Raw genomic sequence first — 15,774 nt, forward strand, 5'->3', positions numbered from 1 at the left:
CACCCGCATGCAGCTCACTCTTGTCGTCCCCGAACTCGTCTGGCCCGAACCCGACGACCGCGAAACTTTCGACGCCCTCGCCTGCCCCGGACTGAACACGCTGATCGCGCGCAGTCGCCTGCAGCGACGGGCGCCACAGTCCTTCGAAGCAACGCTCGGCGACGCCTTCGGCCTCAGCGGCAGCGTTCCCTGGGCGGCTTTCCGGATCCTCGGCGAGAGTCAGGCACCGCCCGCCGCCGGCGCCGACCCGTGCTGGCTTTGTGCCGACCCGGTACATCTGCGCCTGCACCAGGAAAAACTCATTCTTGCCGACGGTAGCAGTCTCGACATCAGCCTCGACGAGGCGCGGGAACTCATCGCCGAACTCAATCGCCAGTTCGCAGATGTCGGCACTTTCCATGTCGCCACGGCCGATCGCTGGTATCTGCAGCTCGCTGGCGAAACCGATCTGGGCCATTTCGACGTCCCGCCGCTGTCGGTCGTCGCCGGTCGCAAGCTTGGCCGGCAGTTGCCGGAAACCCCGGAGGCGCGCCACCTGCGGCAACTGCTCAACGAAGTGCAAATGGTTCTCTACGGGCAGCCGGCCAACGAAAAACGCGAGGAGGCCGGCCGCTCGACGATCAACAGCCTGTGGTTGTGGGGCGCTGGCGCGCAAGCCGCAGCGAACAGCAGCGCCGGTGCCGGCAATTTCGCCGGCATCTGGGGCGCAGACGTACTGGCCTGCGGCCTGGGCCGCGCTTACGGCATCCCGATGCAGCCACTGCCCGCCGACCTCGGCGCGCTGCTCGCGCAAGCACCGGCCGGCAGCCGACAACTGGTGATTCTCGACACGCTGCAGCGCCCCGTGCAGTACGAAGACGCCGACGCCTACGGCAAAGAACTGGCCAGGCTCGACAAACACTGGTTTGCGCCCGTGCAGAAAGCACTCGCCAGCGGCAGGCTCAAACGCCTGCGCCTTGAAGCCGCGACCGCCTACGCGGCGCTGGCCTGGGAAAGCGGCCGCGGCGAGCAATGGCAACTGTGGCGTCGTCCGCAGCCGCTGGCGGCAACCGCGCAAGCGCTCGCCCGGGGCAAGTGATGACCACCCTGCACAGCCGTCGCGTCTCGCCGCGCGTCCAGTGGCAACTCGAACAACAGGGCCTGCACCCCCTGTTGGCGCGCATCTACGCGGCGCGCGGCATCGTCATGCGCAGCGAACTCGACTACGACTTCCCGTCGCTGCTGCCACCCACGCGCCTGACGCACGCGGCCCAGGCCGCGGTCCTGCTCGCCGACGCCATCGCCCGGCAAGCGAAAATTCTCATCGTCGCCGACTACGACTGTGACGGCGCGACCGCCTGCGCGGTCGGCATCCGCGCGCTGCGCGCCTTCGGCGCCCGCGTCGATTACCTGGTCCCCAACCGCTTCACCTACGGCTACGGCCTGTCGCCGGACATTGTCGACCTGGCGGCGAAAAGCAGTCCCGACCTGATCGTCACCGTCGACAACGGCATCGCCAGCGTCGACGGCGTCGCCCGCGCCCGCGAACTGGGCATTGCCACGCTGATCACCGATCACCACCTGCCAGGTGACGAACTGCCCGCCGCCGCATGCATCGTCAACCCCAACCAGCCCGGCTGCGACTTCCCGAGCAAGGCACTGGCCGGCGTCGGCGTAATGTTCTACGTGATGCTGGCGCTGCGCGCCGAGTTGCGCCAGCGCGACTGGTTCGCGGCAGCCAGCGGCCGCCGCGAACCGAAGCTGGCGACCCTGCTCGACCTGGTCGCGCTGGGCACCGTCGCCGACGTCGTCAAGCTCGACCACAACAACCGCGTGCTGGTCAGTCAGGGCCTGCAGCGCATCCGCCAGGGTCGGCTGACGCCCGGCATCGCGGCCATTTTTCGTGCCGCCGGACGCACCCCGACACAGGCCTCGAGCAGCGACCTCGGTTTCATCATCGGCCCGCGCCTGAACGCCGCCGGTCGCCTTGCCGACATGTCGCTGGGCATCGAATGCCTGATCACCGACGACCCGGGACGGGCGATGAATATCGCCCAGCAACTCGATGCCCTCAATCGCGAGCGCCGCGAAATCGAGGCCGGCATGCAGGAGCAGGCGCTGCTGCTGATCGAAAAAGCCGGCGCCGATGCCGCGGCCACCATGCCTGCGGACCCGCACTCGGCAGCAGTCGGCGTTTCGCTTTTTGACGCCGACTGGCACCAGGGAGTCGTCGGCATCGTCGCCGCGCGCATCAAGGAAAGGCTGCACCGACCGGTTTTCGCCTTCGCCCGCGGCGAGGGGGACGGTGGCGAAATCAAGGGCTCTGGCCGCTCGGTCCCCGGTCTGCATCTGCGCGACGCGCTCGACCTGGTCGGCAAACGCGCACCCGGCCTGCTGCTACGCTTCGGCGGCCACGCCATGGCCGCCGGCGTGACCATCAAGGAGTGCGATTTGCCGCGTTTTCGCGAACTCTTCGCGCAGGTCGCCGAGGAGTTGCTGGCCCCGGCCGACCGCACGCGCACCCTGGAAACCGACGGCGGCCTCGAATCAGGCTACTACTCGATCGCCACTGCCCGCCTGCTCGAAGCCGAAGTCTGGGGCCAGGGTTTCCCGCCACCGCTGTTCGAGGACGATTTCGTCGTCGAAAGCCAGCGCATCCTCAAGGACAAGCATCTCAAGCTGCGCCTGCGCAAAGGCGCACAAAGGCTGGACGCCATCCAGTTCAACTTTTCCCACACCCCGGGAAACACCATCCGCGCCGCCTACCGGCTGGCCATCAACGACTACAACGGCGTGCAGACGCCGCAGTTGATGATCGAGCATATCGAGAACCCCTCGGCGTGAACCAGCCGCGGACGAGCAGGCGCGGCGGTGCGCTGGCCCAGTCTGCCCGTGGTCTCGCGACGCGACCGCGACCGCCGAGGCAGCAATAGCTACAGCTCAGGCGCACTCCACGGCGCTTCTGCGGTCAGTGTCGGCGCGACGTTCGCTTTTTCCCACGGCGTCCACGAAGCCGCGCTGCAAGGCGTGTGTCCGTCGGCGATCGTCTTCACGGCGGTCGTCGAAGTGGGCGAAGCGGCATTGACAAGCTACCACGTTACAGTCATTTAACGGCAAACGCGGCGCCTCTTTGGCGAGAAATCGTGTCCCTGCAAGTTTCCGTACCGCGGCACAGGTATGGCTCCCCTGTCTTATCACGACGCCACGGAAGGGCAGCTGGGAATAGGGCACTGACTTTTCCCTTGTCGACGTCGGTCGCGCGCGCGCGCGTCGAGACCAGGCGACGACGCCAAGCACGCAAGAAAGAACAATCAGCCAGATCAACATGCTTTCCTCCCGAGATCAGTTTCTTTTTCTTGACCACTCTGAATGTCAGAGCACGCAGTTCGTAGTGCATCGTCAAGAGCGTGGTGGAGCCGACCACAGCGAGACGTCCCGACTTCGGCCCGCGCCTTAGGATAACAAGAAATCCCACTAATATCAGAACTCAAACCATATTCGTCCAGGCACAAGACGGGGCTTGCTTTGCCCTGCGCAAGCGAAGTGGCCAAGCAGGGCGAGCGTGCCCTGACGCACCACCACTCGTGAACAGCGGCGAAGCTGTCGCGCGCCCACGCGCCGAAGCTGCCGCCCGGCAGCTGGCGGCGGACGTATATAATGGGCGGTTCATTCTTCAAGCGATCAGAGAAAACATGGAAGCCGAACAGCTCAACCTCATCGAAAACCGACTCGACGACCTCGGTCAGCGGGCCGCCGAACTGCGGAGGTATCTTTGACTACGATCAGAAAGCCGATGAACTCAAGGCCGTCTCTCTAGAACTCGAAGATCCGAAAGTCTGGGACGACGCCGAGCGCGCGCAGGAACTGGGCCGCGAGAAGCGCTCGCTCGAAAATATCGTGCTGACGCTGGATACGGTCGGTAAGGTCCTGCGCGACGCCGGCGAACTGTTCGCCATGGCCCGCGAAGAAGATGATGACGAAACGCTGCTGGCGATTACGGCCGACATCGACGGCATCGAGAAGGATGTCGCCGGCCTTGAGTTCCGGCGCATGTTCAACAACCCCGCCGACCCGCTCAATTGTTTTGTCGACATCCAGGCCGGCGCCGGCGGTACCGAAGCGCAGGACTGGGCGGCCATGCTGCTGCGTATGTATGTGCGCTACGGCGAACGCAAAGGCTACGCGGTGGAAGTGCTCGAGGAGTCAGAAGGCGACATTGCCGGCATCAAGACGGCCAGCATCAAGCTCAACGGGGAGTACGCCTACGGCATGCTGCGCTCGGAGACCGGCATTCACCGTCTGGTGCGCAAGTCGCCTTTCGACTCGAACGCCCGCCGCCACACCAGCTTTTGCTCGGTAACCGCCTACCCGGAAATCGACGATTCCTTCGAGGTCGACATCAACCCGTCCGACCTGCGCATCGATACCTACCGGGCGTCCGGCGCCGGCGGCCAGCACATCAACAAGACCGATTCGGCGGTACGCATCACGCACCTGCCGACGAATATCGTTGTCCAGTGCCAGAACGATCGCTCGCAGCACCGCAACCGGGCCGAAGCAATGGCCATGCTCAAGTCGCGCATCTACGAGGCTGAAATGCGCAATCGCCAGGCCGAGCAGCAGAAACTCGAAGACGCCAAGTCCGATATCGGCTGGGGCCACCAGATCCGCTCCTACGTTCTCGACCAGTCGCGAATCAAGGACCTGCGGACCAACGTCGAGGTCGGCAATACGCAGGGCGTGCTCGACGGCGACCTCGATCAGTTCATCGAAGCAAGCCTCAAACAGGGAGTCTGACCCATGCCACGACCCTTCCTCACCATCGCCCTGGCCAGCCTGCTGCTTGTGCCAAGCTTCGTGCCGAACTTCGCCGCCGCGGTCGACAGCTCGCTCGACGCCTATGTCGGCCAGCAGCCGGAAGCGCTGCTCAAGACTAAGCCGGAGTTTGCCAAAGCCTACCGCAGCGCGGTCGGCGAACTCGACTTCCCGGCATGGACGCAGCGACTCGCTGCCGGCAAGCGCGCCGAGCGCGTCGACATCAACGGCACCGGCTACATCTTGACCTCGGCGTGCAGCTCCGCCGGCTGCCTCGACGAACACCTCTACATCCTCTTCGACCCGCAAAGCGGGCGCGCCAGCGGCCTTTTCTACCTGCCGCCAGCGAGCGACAATCCGGGCGACACGCGTACCGCGTTTTCACGCTGGTACGGCATGCCTGCCGACAAGGCCACGGCCCAGGCCATCGGCGCTTTCCTGCTCGAGCGTGCAGCCACCGATGCGCAGACCCTGGCCAACCCCGCAAAACAGTGATAACCCGCTGATCACCCGAGACCGACCGCCATCATGCCCGACACCGATACCGCGCAGGATAGCTCCGCGCAGCACGACGAAAACCGCATCATTGCCGAACGACGCGCCAAGCTCGCCGAATGGCGGCAGACCGGCAGCGCCTATCCGAACGACTTCGCGCGCGAGAACACCGCCGGCAAAATCATCGCACTGTACGAGGAAAAAGACCGCGAAGAGCTCGCCGCCTTGCCGGTCGAAGTACGCGTCGCCGGTCGCATCATGCTCAAGCGGGTGATGGGCAAGGCCTCGTTCATCACCCTGCAGGACCTTTCGGGACGCATCCAGGCCTACGTCAGCCGCGACCTGATCGGCGAAGAAGCCTACGCGGCTTTCAAACGCTGGGACATGGGCGACATGGTCGGCGCTGTCGGCACCCTCTTCCGCACCCGCAGCGGCGAACTGACCGTCGAATGCTCGCAAGTACGGCTACTGGCCAAGTCGCTGCGGCCGCTGCCGGAGAAGTTCCACGGCCTGACCGACCAGGAACAGAAGTACCGCATGCGCTATGTCGACCTGATCACCAACGAGCGCTCACGCTTCACTTTCGCCGTACGCAGTCGCATCGTGCAGTCGATCCGCAGCTACATGGTCAACGACGGGTTCCTCGAAGTCGAAACGCCGATGATGCATCCGATCCCCGGCGGGGCCTCGGCGAAACCCTTCAAGACGCACCACAACGCCCTCGACATGGAGCTTTTCCTGCGCATCGCGCCGGAGCTATACCTCAAGCGCCTGGTCGTCGGCGGGCTCGAAAAAGTCTTCGAAATCAATCGCAACTTCCGCAACGAAGGCATCAGCCCGCGGCACAACCCCGAATTCACGATGATGGAGTTCTACGAGGCGTACTCCGAGTATCGCCGCCTGATGAACTTCACCGAAGGGCTGTTGCGCCACAGCGCGCGCGAGGCGCTGGGCAGCGAAATCTTCGCCTACCAGGGCCGGACCCTCGACTTCGCCAAGCCTTTTGCGCGCCTGACGATCATCGAGGCGATCCGCAAGGACCATCCCGGCTACAGCGTCGAGCAGCTCAATGACGCCGCCTGGCTGCGCGCGAAGCTGAGCGAGATGAAAGTCGAGGTGGCTGCTACCGCCGGCCTCGGCACCCTGCAGCTACTGCTCTTCGAAGAGACCGCCGAAGCCGGCCTGTGGGACCCGACGTTCATCATCGACTACCCGGCCGAGGTCAGCCCCCTGGCCCGACGCAGCGACAGCAACCCGGAAATCGCCGAGCGCTTCGAGCTGTTCATCGCCGGCCGCGAAATCGCCAACGGCTTCTCCGAGCTGAACGACCCCGAGGATCAGGCGGCCCGTTTTCTCGAACAGGCCAAAGCCAAGGACGCCGGCGACGAGGAAGCGATGTACTACGACGCCGACTACGTCCGCGCGCTCGAATACGGCCTGCCGCCAACCGCCGGTTGCGGCATCGGCATCGACCGCCTGATCATGCTGCTCACCGACTCGGCGAACATTCGCGACGTGATCCTCTTCCCGCAAATGCGACCCGAGTAGATCGCCTGCCCAGCCGGCCATGAACCAGCACGCAATCGTCATCGGCGCCGGCCTGGCCGGCAGCAGCGCCGCCGAACGCCTGGCCGCGCGCGGCTGGAAAATCGACCTCATCGAGCGCGCCCACGCGCCCGCCCAGGGCGCCTCGGGCAACGTCGCCGGCGTCTTGCGCCCGCTGCCCTCGCTCGACGATAACCGCCTGGCGCGGCTGACCCGGGCCGGCTTCGAACACGCCTGCCGCCATTTCGCAGCCTTGACCGCCGCCGGCCAAGCCCTGCGCTGGGGACAGACGGGCGTCCTGCATCTGGCCCGCGACGAAACGCACGCGGCCACCCAGCAACGGGTCGTCGAGATCCGGAAGGCGGCAGCCGATCAACTCTACTTCGTCGATCGTCAGCAGGCGCGGAAACTCGCCGCCTGGCCGGTGGCCAGCGGCGGCTGGTGGTTCCCCGGCGGAGGCTGGGTCGATCCGGGGTCGCTGTGCCGCGCCAATCTCGCCCGCTACGCCACAGCCATCACTGCCCACTACGCCGCTGCGGTGGCGCAGATCGACCGCCCGGCCGATCTCTGGCGCGCCCGCAACGCCGCCGGCGACGTCATCGCCGCAGCACCGGTACTGATCCTCGCCAATGCGACGACCGCCCGACATTTCGCCGTTACCGCCCATCTGCCCCTGCGCGCCGCCCGCGGACAGGTTTCACATCTCGCCGCAACAGCAGGGTCGGCGCCTGACGTCGTCGTCTGCCGCCTCGGCTACGTGACTCCAGCCATCGACGGCCTGCGCTGCGCTGGCGCCACTTTCAGCGTCGATGATGGCGAAGCCGCGCTGCGCGAAAGCGACCACGCCGAAAACCTGGCCAAACTCGACTTCATCCTGCCCGGCTACGGCAATGGGATTCAGGCACGCGACCTTGCCGGCCGCGTCGGCTTCCGCCCACTATCCCCCGATCGCCTGCCGATGATCGGCGCCATTGGCGACGCCGCAGCGATCGACCCCGACGCCCCCTCCCGAGCACTCTCCGAAATGCCGCGCCTGCCAGGTCTCTACCTGATCAACGGCTTCGGCGCCCGCGGCATCGTCTGGTCGGCTCTCGCCGGCGAACTGCTCGCCTGCATGGTCACCGCCGCCCCCCTGCCGCTGCCCGATGATCTGGTCGACGCCGTCGACCCCGGCCGCTTTCTCCTGCGCGGCCGAAGCCGGCGGCAGCGCGTCGAAAGAGAGCGGTGAACCGTCGCCTGGAGCGTGAGCAAGACCACCCCGGCTTCTCTGCTGCGACTGAAATAGATCACCCGCACACTGCCAGCCTTTCGCGAAGCGGCCCTTCCCCAACGAACTTTGCGAAGCACGGCGTATGCGCTTCGCCACGCTTGCTTTAAGATAGCGAGCAGCATTCTGAGCCGGCGGCCCCTCTTGCTTCGACACCTCAAGCCCTTTGTTTACCACCCGACGCTTAATGCGTGCTGGCTGCTGTGCGCGCTGTTTTCGGGCAGCACGCTGGCGCAGACCGCGCTTCCCGAGCCCCCTGGCCTGTCGCTGGCGACGATGCTGCAAAGCGTTCTCGGACTGGCCCTGGTCATCGCTGTTCTGTTTCTGGCCGCCTACTTTCTGCGCCGGCTCAACGGCGGCCGTGGTTTCGGCAGCAATGGCCCGATGCGCGTCGTTGGCGGTCTGATCATCGGCAGCAGAGAACGCATCGTGCTGGTCGAGGTTGGTGATACCTGGCTCGTTGTCGGCCTGGTGCCGGGCCAGATTCGAACCTTGCATACGCTACCGAAAGGTGAGTTGCCATCGACCGGCGACGGCGAAAAGCCTTTCTCGCAATGGCTCAAGCAGGTCGCCGAGCGCAAGAATGAAGGCCGCTAGACGCAGCCGCGGTGGCTTCCTGCTCGCGCTACTGGCGGTGCTGGGTTTGCTCGCGCCGCTGGCGGCCTGGGCCCAGGCCGGCGGCCTGCCGGCGCTGACCAGCACCCCGGGCGCGGCTGGCAGCCAGACCTTCACGCTGTCGGTGCAGACCCTGCTGACGCTGACGGCACTGACCTTCATCCCGGCAGCGCTGCTGATGATGACCAGCTTTACCCGGATCATCATTGTCCTGTCGCTGCTCAGGCATGCGCTGGGGACGCAAACCTCACCGCCCAATCAGGTGCTGCTCGGTCTGGCGCTTTTCCTGACTTTTTTCATCATGTCGCCAGTGCTCGACAGCGTCTATAGCGAAGCCTATCAACCGCTGTCGGAAAACAAGATCACCTACCTGCAGGCGATCGAACGCGGCGCCGTACCGCTGCGCAAGTTCATGCTCAAGCAGACGCGCGAAACGGATATCGCGCTCTTCGCGCGCATGGCCAACGCGCCCCGCTTCCAGTCTGCCGACGACATTCCGATGCGTCTGCTGGTCCCGGCCTTCGTCACCAGCGAGCTGAAAACGGCGTTCCAGATCGGCTTCATCATCTTCATTCCCTTCCTGATCGTGGACATGGTCGTCGCCAGCGTGCTGATGTCGATGGGCATGATGATGATGTCGCCGGTGATGATCGCCCTGCCCTTCAAGCTGATGCTCTTCGTGCTCGTCGACGGCTGGCATCTGATCCTCGGCTCACTGGTGGCCAGTTTCGCCACATGACGCCCGAACTGGTCATGGATATTGGACGCCAGGCGGTCGAGATGACCTTGCTGCTGGCCGCGCCACTGCTCCTCGCGGCGCTGCTGATTGGCCTGATCGTCAGTGTTTTTCAGGCCGCGACGCAGATCAACGAGCAGACACTGTCCTTCATTCCCAAGCTGGTCGGGGTATTCCTGATCCTGCTCCTGGCCGGCCCGTGGATGCTGGGGCTGATGGTCGACTACGTGCGCCGACTGTTCGAAAGCATTCCTCTACTGGTCGGCTAGGCCAGCGATGATCAGCCTGAGCTCGGCCGAGATCAACGCCTGGATCGTCGCCTTCTTCTTCCCGCTGGCACGCGTCCTCGCCGTCCTGGTCAGCGCGCCGCCGTTCAATAACCCCGCCCTGACCGTCCGCATCCGGCTGATCCTTGGCCTGGCGATCACCCTGGCCATCGCCCCGGCGCTGCCGCCGATGCCCGCCGTCGACCCGGCGTCGGGTGCAGGTCTGCTGATCCTCGCGCAACAAATGCTCATCGGCTTTGCCATGGGTTTCGCCGTACGCCTGGTGCTCGCCGCAGTCGACCTGGCGGGCAGCATGATCAGCCTGCAGATGGGCCTCGGCTTCGCCACCGCCTACGACCCACTGACCGCCGGTCAGACCGGGGTGGTCTCGGAGTTCCTGGGGCTGCTGGCACTGCTGATTTTCATGGCCATCAACGGCCACCTGATGGTCATCGCCACCTTGACGCACAGCTTTACCGCCATCCCCATCGGTGCAGCACTGCCGGAAACGGGCAGCTGGTTGCAGCTGGCGCGTTCCGGTGCGCTGATCTTCTCGTCGGGCCTGCTCCTGGCGCTCCCCATTCTTGTCGCGCTGCTAGTCACCAACCTGGCGCTGGCCATCCTCAGCCGCGCCGCGCCGCAACTCAACCTGATCGTCATCGGCTTTCCGCTGACCATCACTCTCGGCTTCGCCGGACTGGTGTTCGGTCTGTCGTATCTGAGCCAACCCATACAGCAGATTTTTGAGTACGGGCTGCAGGCCATGCTCGGCAATTTCTCGCCAGCCGCGCGCTAATCCACCTTCTCAGGATCACTTCGGACCAGTTGGAACGTGCCTTCCGCGTAGCGATGCGTAAAAGGCGTGCTCGACTCGACACCCTCGGAATAGTCGAGAATCCGGAAGCCCAGGAAGCCATGTTTGCGCTGCAACTGTAGCGCTCGTCGCTTGAGGATCAATCCGGACTCACCATCGCCGCCAGTGCGGAAACTCTTGGCGCGCATCGACAGCAGGTAGGTGTCGCTAGCGACCATCTGCTCTTCGATAGTCCAGTTCGGTGCCAGCGGATCGTAAACCACATAGGCGATGATCGCGCCGGCAGCGGCCATGCCCAGATTCGCCGCCGGCCCGGTATAGGCGGAGGCGGCATAGCCCACCGCCCCGACCAGGGCGATAGCCTTGCCAGGCTCGACGCTGACGGTCGGATCGGGCGACTGCGCATAGCGGCTGTCCGGGGGATTGCTCACCGCCCGCGCGGGCGGCTGCACGTCGACCGTGCCACAGCCCGCCAACAGGGTCGCGAGAAAAAGACCGGCCGGGAGGAGCCTGGGCATGTTGATCACTTACAGATAGCTGAACAGGCTCAAGCCACTGATCGTGACAAAGGACTTCTGGGCGGCTTCGAGACTCAACTGCTGACGCGTGAAGTCCGAGAGCGCTTGCGCATAATCCAGGTCCTGAAGAGCCGACAGGCTCTGCTGATGCAGGATATCGACCGCCGCCGAGTTGCTGCTCAGACCATCCAGTGCCTGCAGGCGTGCGCCGACCGATGCCTGCACGCGGCTGACGTTGGCCTGCGCCTGGTCGAGATGGTTCAGATGTCCTGCCAGCTGGCTGGTGAACTCTGTCCTCGCCTGGCTCGAACCGAGCGGGGAGTTCAGCAGGCCGATCAGCTCCTGCATCGTCTGGAAGACGCTCTTGTTACCACTCGGCGTGACGCTGAAGCGGTCGCCATCGGCCGGCAGGCCGTTGATCACCACCTGTGCGCCAAAGTCGGCCGCCGGCGCACTGCTCAGCAGCGGAATAGCCTGTCCGGAAGTAAATGGCAGCAGCTCAGTGACTGACCTGGCCGGCAAAGCGGCGGCCGGTGGCGGCGACGTCGAGACGTCGAACAGCTGGTAATGACTGCTCCCGGCGACCGACGAGAATCTTATTTCCAGCGCCTGATTGCTGCTTCCCTGCCAGAAATCCGAGTTCAGGGCGCGCTGCCACTTCTGCGGGTCAAGCACCGAGCCGCCGTCAATGACCCCGGCCCCCTTATTGGCAAGGGTGCCGCCGTCACCGCCAGCAGCGGCCAGGAAGCTGCCATTACCTTCACGGATGTTCATGAACAGATCGCTGCCGGCAACGCTGCTCGGCATCTGCTGTGCCGGCCCGACCTGCATCAGACGCTCGCCATCGTCACCGAAATAGCTGACCGAGGTCGGTGCCGCCGACGATGTCGCCGCGCTGAGCACAAAGGGCGTCGTCGCGCCCTGGTGACCGGCAAAGAGATAATCGCCCTCGGCATTCTTGCTGTTGGCAATTCCCAACAGCTCCGCGAAACGTGCCTCGAGTTCGCTGGCCACGGCCTGGCGGTCGCTGTCACTGAGAATCGTGTTCCCGGCCTGAATGACGCGCTCACGAACGCTCTGCAGGAGATCGGTCGCCGCGCCGAGCTGACTGTCGACCAGTCCCAGGCGATCAGCGGCCGCGCCCTGGTTACGCGCGTACTGAGCGGCGACCTCACGAGTCTGCGTGACGGTCAGCGCTCGCGCCGCGCCGATCGGATCGTCGGCCGGTGTGAGAATTCGCCGGCCGCTTGAAATCTGCTCCTGCAGCTTGAGCAGCTGGCTCTGGTTGCGCTCCATGCCGCGCACACCGGCATCATAAAGTTGATTGCTGCTGATCCGCATCTAAGTCTCCTTAACGGTCATGACAGTCGTGACACCCCAGATCATGAAAGTCATGACCGTTTTCCCCCCGGCCCTTCTCCCGCAGGGGGAGAAGGGAGGTTCGTGAGTCGCTTGCGCGACTTTCACATTAACGGTCATGACATGTCGAGATACCCCGAATCATGAAAGTCATGACCGTTTCCCTCTTCCCCTGCCCCTTCTCCCGCAAGGGGAGAAGGGAGGTTCGTGAGTCGCTTGCGCGACTTTCACATTAAGCCGCCAGTTCGAGAATCGTATCGAACAGGGAAGCGCCAATCTGAAATGCCTTGGCCGATGCCTGGTAGGCCTGCTGATAGCGAATGAGGTTCGCTGCCTCCTCGTCGAGGTTGACCGCCGAAAGCGAGTCGCGACTGGCTTGTGCCTGCGCCAACAAGTTCTGTTGCGCATCGGAGCTGACCTGTAACTGGCGTGTCTTGTTGCCGGTTTCGCTCACCAGGCGCGCGTAAGCGTCCTGATAGGAAGCCGTCTGCCCGGACATCGTGTGCTGCGTTTGCAGCTGCGCAAGGGTCAGCGCGTTGCGCCCATCGGCCGTGGCCCCGCTGTTGATCTCGACCGTGAAGCGGTCGCCATTATTGGGCAAACCGGTTATCACGAAGCTGAAGCCGGTGGGCGGACTGACGCTGGCCGAGCCCACCAGGGTGACCGTTGCACCGCTGCTGTAAGCAATGCCCTGGTCGCTGGCGGTGATGTCCACCGGCGCGGCACCATCGATCGACACCCGCGCACCGACCGGAAAGTTGCGCAGTTCGCCCGCATTGTATTCCAGACTGATCGGCAATCCGGCAACGGCATCCTGATAGCCGGGGCCGGCCTGGCCCGATGAAATGGTGGCCGTACCGGTATTGGCCGTGCCGACGGCGGCCCGCAACGGCCCGGCAGCGGCGATCAGACGCGAGTCGGCGATCAACGCTGGATTCACGGCGATGCCGCGAGCCGCTCCCCGCGTCGGCTGAATCAGATAGCTGGAACCCGCCACCAGGGCCCCCGGTGAAGCCAGCTCAAAACCCTGTGGATCGCTGCTCAGCTGTGCATTCACCGCCGCCAGGTCGACCCCCGACCATTGCTTGTTGTCCGTCAGGCGAGTCAGGGTGAGGCCAGCGCCGTCGGCATTGAGTCGGTAGTCACTGTTACCCAGATCGGCGTAGAAATTGCCATTGAACGGCTGCGGACTGACGAAAGCAGCGCTGACCAGGGGGCTATCCGGCGGATTCCGGGTGTTGCCGATCACCACTGGCGGAGAAACCGAAAAGAACTGCGGCGTAAAGCTGGTCGGCGGCGACGAGGCGAGCTGCGACTGACCGAAGAAATCCTGACCGAGCGCGTGTTGCGCATTGAAGGTCAAGGCCAGCGAAGCCGCGTTGCTGCCCAGATCGTTGCTCGCCCTATCCAGCGACTCGCTGCGAAAAGCCAGCAAGCCGCTCAGACTGCCGCCGCTGATCAAGGACGCCGGCATCTCCTGGACCCCGGCCGCGGTTCGCAAACCGACCACCAGCCGGGAGGAATCGGCGCTCGACGCCATGGTCGCCATACCGATCAGCTGTGAGCCGACAACCAGTTGCTGGCCGCTGCCGACGAAGACGTTGTAGCTGCCATCGGTATTGGTCGTCGTTCGCGTACGGATCAATTGGTTCAGTTCGAGCACCATCTGGTCGCGCGTATCGAGCAAGTCGTTCGGCGGCTGGCCGGTCGAAGCTTCGGCAACCGCAATGCGGCCGTTCAGTGAAGCGATCTGTTCGCCGTAGGAATTGACGCTGGCGACGGCAGCCGTGATTCCACTGTTGATGCCATCGTACATCGCGGCCAGTTGATCGCTCAAGGACTGGTAGCGGGCGCTCAGTGACTGCGCCGCCGAGACCATCGCCTGGCGGTTCGGCAACAGCGAAGGATTGGCGGCAAGGTCCTGAACGCTGGCGAAGAACGCCTGCAGCGCTGGCGACAGACCAGTGCCCGGATCGGCGAGCAAATCATCGATCTGGCTGATTTGGGCGTAGTAGGTCTCGAGTTCACTAGCGCTGCTCTGCGAACGCTCCACCTGCTCGGTCAGAAAACGACTGTACATGCGCTCGACCGTTGCCACGTTCGCACCCTGCCCAACATAGCCGGCGCCGGTCAGCAAGCCGGCATTGCTCTCCTGGATGCTCCTCTGCCGCGAGAAGCCAGGGGTATTGACGTTGGCGATATTGTGTTCGGTGGTCAGTAGCCCATACTGAGCCACGTGCAGACCGGTCACTGCGGTATTGATGATTCCTGAGCCCATGCGGTGAACTCCTTTTGATTATTCTGTTAACGGCAGGAGAGCGCGAATGTTTAGGCGATCGTCGACCCGCGCCATCGAGCGCCTAGCCGGACAAGGCCTGGCGCAGGGTGTTGCCGGCAATGATGCGCGCCAGCTTGTCGGCGTACATCGGGTCCGTCGCGTAGCCAGCCTCCTGCAATGAACGCGCGAACTGTACGCCATCCTGCTGGCCAAGCACGCCCGCATAGCGTGGCTTGCTCGAGAGCAGCTCGGCGTAGTCGCGAAACGCCTCGGCGTAGGAGGCATAGGCGCGAAACGTCGCCCGTTCGGACTGCGCGACGCCATTGACAAACTCCGTCGTGTCGACCTCAACCGTCGCCCCCGACCAGTTGCGCCCGGCCTTGATCCCGAAGACGTTGAAACTCGGCGAACCATCGGCACGGCTGATCTCGCGCCGTCCCCAGCCACTCTCCAGCGCCGAGTGGGCGACCAGGAAACGTGCAGGGACACCGGTGGCTGCGGCCGCTGCCTGGGCGTGTGGCCAGACACGATCGACAAAGTCACGTGGCGCCGAAGGCGATTCCGCGGCCAGCGCTGCTGCGCGACTGCTGCCCGCCGCGCTCGCCAGCAACCCCGTCCGGTGGCGAGCGCCACCGAGATAGCCCGCCGCAGTTGCCGGCGAAAGGGCGCTCAAGGACTGCTGCAAGGCGTCGAGAGTTGCGCTGGTTGAATGCGTGGCCTCGGCTTCGCCGCCCTTGGCCGCTCGCCCCGACTGCTGTTGTTCGATCAATTCTGCCAGACCCATGGGCATTTGGGTGGCCAGGTTCAGGGCCATTTGCTGATCGCCAAGGGCGGTAAAGAAGCTGCCTTGTTGGCTGTCCAGCATGCCGCCACTGGTCGTCGCATCACGCATGCTTTTTAGCAATAACTGCAGGAGCATGCCCTCGAACTGCCGTGCTACCTGCTTCATGCCGCCTTGCGAATCCTGAGCGAGCCGGGCGCGCAGATCGGCGGCCGCTGCGGGGTCGATGGCCAGGCGAGTGTTGGCAGTATCGCTGGCAAGGGTGATTGATTTCATGGGCGGATGGGATGGTGGGATGGGCGTCTT

At 64.5% G+C, this 15,774-nt stretch carries 15 protein-coding genes; 11 read left to right on the forward strand and 4 right to left on the reverse strand.

What is annotated here, in order from left to right:
- The first annotated feature begins 7 nt into the window (after positions 1–7).
- From QZ648_RS16245 to fliR, 11 genes are all read left to right on the forward strand, one after another.
- Positions 8–1,078: a hypothetical protein gene (locus QZ648_RS16245; protein ID WP_169068053.1), complete on the forward strand. Its 1,071-nt coding sequence runs from the start codon at positions 8–10 to the stop codon at positions 1,076–1,078.
- The gene (gene recJ, locus QZ648_RS16250; RefSeq protein WP_291997723.1) at positions 1,078–2,823 is read left to right on the forward strand and encodes a single-stranded-DNA-specific exonuclease RecJ; all 1,746 of its coding nucleotides are present in this window, start codon (positions 1,078–1,080) and stop codon (positions 2,821–2,823) included. The genes QZ648_RS16245 and recJ overlap by 1 nt, the downstream gene beginning before the upstream one ends.
- Before the next feature lie 27 nt (positions 2,824–2,850).
- Complete coding sequence (locus tag QZ648_RS16255; protein ID WP_291997675.1) at positions 2,851–3,090, forward strand: hypothetical protein; 240 nt, start codon at positions 2,851–2,853, stop codon at positions 3,088–3,090.
- Positions 3,091–3,671: 581 nt separating this feature from the next.
- Positions 3,672–4,776 (forward strand): peptide chain release factor 2 gene (prfB, locus tag QZ648_RS16260; protein ID WP_169068055.1). Its coding sequence is split into 2 segments (ribosomal slippage): positions 3,672–3,752 and positions 3,754–4,776, totalling 1,104 coding nucleotides; the frame shifts between segments, so codons are not numbered across the junction.
- A 3-nt stretch (positions 4,777–4,779) separates the two neighbouring features.
- Positions 4,780–5,289, forward strand: coding sequence for an Ivy family c-type lysozyme inhibitor (locus QZ648_RS16265; protein ID WP_291997676.1), 510 nt, complete (start codon positions 4,780–4,782; stop codon positions 5,287–5,289).
- A gap of 33 nt (positions 5,290–5,322) precedes the next feature.
- Entirely contained in the window at positions 5,323–6,837 is a 1,515-nt protein-coding gene (gene lysS / locus QZ648_RS16270) for a lysine--tRNA ligase (RefSeq protein ID WP_291997677.1), read from the forward strand.
- Between the two features lie 19 nt (positions 6,838–6,856).
- Positions 6,857–8,062: an FAD-dependent 5-carboxymethylaminomethyl-2-thiouridine(34) oxidoreductase MnmC gene (gene mnmC / locus QZ648_RS16275; RefSeq protein ID WP_291997678.1), complete on the forward strand. Its 1,206-nt coding sequence runs from the start codon at positions 6,857–6,859 to the stop codon at positions 8,060–8,062.
- Between the two features lie 183 nt (positions 8,063–8,245).
- Complete coding sequence (fliO, locus tag QZ648_RS16280; protein ID WP_248595581.1) at positions 8,246–8,698, forward strand: flagellar biosynthetic protein FliO; 453 nt, start codon at positions 8,246–8,248, stop codon at positions 8,696–8,698.
- Positions 8,685–9,455 carry a flagellar type III secretion system pore protein FliP gene (fliP, locus tag QZ648_RS16285; protein ID WP_291997679.1) on the forward strand — a complete coding sequence of 257 codons (771 nt, stop codon included), beginning with the start codon at positions 8,685–8,687 and terminating at the stop codon, positions 9,453–9,455. Before fliO ends, fliP begins: the two co-directional genes overlap by 14 nt.
- Complete coding sequence (gene fliQ / locus QZ648_RS16290) at positions 9,452–9,721, forward strand: flagellar biosynthesis protein FliQ (RefSeq protein ID WP_042331677.1); 270 nt, start codon at positions 9,452–9,454, stop codon at positions 9,719–9,721. Before fliP ends, fliQ begins: the two co-directional genes overlap by 4 nt.
- A 7-nt stretch (positions 9,722–9,728) precedes the next feature.
- Positions 9,729–10,514, forward strand: a complete 786-nt coding sequence (fliR, locus tag QZ648_RS16295; RefSeq protein ID WP_291997680.1) for a flagellar biosynthetic protein FliR — start codon at positions 9,729–9,731, stop codon at positions 10,512–10,514.
- On the opposite strand, the gene QZ648_RS16300 is transcribed toward fliR, so the two are convergent.
- The 4 genes from QZ648_RS16300 to flgJ all read right to left on the reverse strand — a co-directional run bounded on the left by QZ648_RS16300 (position 10,511) and on the right by flgJ (position 15,744).
- Positions 10,511–11,050 carry a hypothetical protein gene (locus tag QZ648_RS16300; RefSeq protein WP_169068059.1) on the reverse strand — a complete coding sequence of 180 codons (540 nt, stop codon included), beginning with the start codon at positions 11,048–11,050 and terminating at the stop codon, positions 10,511–10,513. The two genes, fliR and QZ648_RS16300, sit on opposite strands and share 4 nt — an antisense overlap.
- A gap of 9 nt (positions 11,051–11,059) precedes the next feature.
- Positions 11,060–12,391, reverse strand: coding sequence for a flagellar hook-associated protein FlgL (gene flgL, locus QZ648_RS16305; protein WP_291997681.1), 1,332 nt, complete (start codon positions 12,389–12,391; stop codon positions 11,060–11,062).
- A 250-nt stretch (positions 12,392–12,641) separates the two neighbouring features.
- The gene (gene flgK, locus QZ648_RS16310) at positions 12,642–14,687 is read right to left on the reverse strand and encodes a flagellar hook-associated protein FlgK (protein ID WP_169066952.1); all 2,046 of its coding nucleotides are present in this window, start codon (positions 14,685–14,687) and stop codon (positions 12,642–12,644) included.
- 82 nt (positions 14,688–14,769) lie between these two features.
- Positions 14,770–15,744 (reverse strand): flagellar assembly peptidoglycan hydrolase FlgJ, encoded by a 975-nt coding sequence (gene flgJ, locus QZ648_RS16315; RefSeq protein ID WP_169066953.1) that lies wholly within the window; start codon positions 15,742–15,744, stop codon positions 14,770–14,772.
- Between the last annotated feature and the right edge of the window lie 30 nt (positions 15,745–15,774).

This window comes from Candidatus Accumulibacter sp. ACC012 (assembly GCF_907163155.1).
GTDB lineage: Bacteria > Pseudomonadota > Gammaproteobacteria > Burkholderiales > Rhodocyclaceae > Accumulibacter > Accumulibacter delftensis.

Excerpts from the sequence above, each read along its gene's own strand:
- QZ648_RS16300 (WP_169068059.1), bottom strand. The coding sequence starts at position 11,050 with ATGCCCAGGCTCCTCCCGGCCGGTCTTTTTCTCGCGACCCTGTTGGCG.
- mnmC (WP_291997678.1), top strand. The coding sequence starts at position 6,857 with ATGAACCAGCACGCAATCGTCATCGGCGCCGGCCTGGCCGGCAGCAGC.
- QZ648_RS16245 (WP_169068053.1), top strand. The coding sequence starts at position 8 with ATGCAGCTCACTCTTGTCGTCCCCGAACTCGTCTGGCCCGAACCCGAC.
- recJ (WP_291997723.1), top strand. The coding sequence starts at position 1,078 with ATGACCACCCTGCACAGCCGTCGCGTCTCGCCGCGCGTCCAGTGGCAA.
- flgK (WP_169066952.1), bottom strand. The coding sequence starts at position 14,687 with ATGGGCTCAGGAATCATCAATACCGCAGTGACCGGTCTGCACGTGGCT.
- QZ648_RS16265 (WP_291997676.1), top strand. The coding sequence starts at position 4,780 with ATGCCACGACCCTTCCTCACCATCGCCCTGGCCAGCCTGCTGCTTGTG.
- fliP (WP_291997679.1), top strand. The coding sequence starts at position 8,685 with ATGAAGGCCGCTAGACGCAGCCGCGGTGGCTTCCTGCTCGCGCTACTG.
- fliQ (WP_042331677.1), top strand. The coding sequence starts at position 9,452 with ATGACGCCCGAACTGGTCATGGATATTGGACGCCAGGCGGTCGAGATG.
- flgJ (WP_169066953.1), bottom strand. The coding sequence starts at position 15,744 with ATGAAATCAATCACCCTTGCCAGCGATACTGCCAACACTCGCCTGGCC.
- lysS (WP_291997677.1), top strand. The coding sequence starts at position 5,323 with ATGCCCGACACCGATACCGCGCAGGATAGCTCCGCGCAGCACGACGAA.
- fliR (WP_291997680.1), top strand. The coding sequence starts at position 9,729 with ATGATCAGCCTGAGCTCGGCCGAGATCAACGCCTGGATCGTCGCCTTC.
- flgL (WP_291997681.1), bottom strand. The coding sequence starts at position 12,391 with ATGCGGATCAGCAGCAATCAACTTTATGATGCCGGTGTGCGCGGCATG.